We start from the raw sequence: 583 nt of genomic DNA on the forward strand, positions 1-583 counted from the left end.
AACAGATATTACTTTGATTCTTCATTACGTCCTTCTGTTTTCTATGTTGATCTTAACGAAGTTGATTTCAATGAAGGTGCTGATGTGAAACAATTAGATTGTGATACTGACATTAGTTATTCTGGAGATGCTTCTGCTCATTTTGAAGTAGCAAAACCTTTCAAATTCATGACTAAATAATTATTCATAATAATAGATTAACGATTTAATATAAATCGTTGCTCATTTCATACAAAGGGTTCGCTTATCAAACCCTGATATTTGTAATGTTATCAAAAAGAAATCACTCAAAAAATAAAAATTTAAATACCATGAAAAATCAAGAATTAAACTTAGTAAAAGAATATAGCTTAGGTAAATTATTCGAATCAAATGGATTCTTAATTCCAGTTATTACAGGTTCTACAATAGAGATGGGAGAACAATATGGTGCTTTGATGATCGAAGAAATGCAAAAGGCCTATGATGTACTTATCGCACCTCTAGTAAAAGCTGGTGAACTTACTGAAAAAGATATTCAATTCTGGAAAAATAGAGCATATGGTACAGGTTCTTTAAGAACAAAACAATTTTATGAAGGCGT

Annotated in this window: 1 protein-coding gene and 1 pseudogene; both read left to right on the forward strand. The window is 29.8% G+C overall.

Going from position 1 to position 583, the window contains the following annotated elements; all coding sequences use genetic code 11:
- Positions 1 to 180, forward strand: a pseudogene (locus NH26_RS25415) (linear amide C-N hydrolase); the annotation flags it as partial.
- Between the two features lie 131 nt (positions 181 to 311).
- The coding region (locus NH26_RS25420; protein WP_158021922.1) for a hypothetical protein at positions 312 to 583 on the forward strand (272 nt) is incomplete at its 3' end.

Origin of the sequence: Flammeovirga pacifica (genome assembly GCF_000807855.2) — a bacterium.
GTDB classification, from domain to species: domain Bacteria; phylum Bacteroidota; class Bacteroidia; order Cytophagales; family Flammeovirgaceae; genus Flammeovirga; species Flammeovirga pacifica.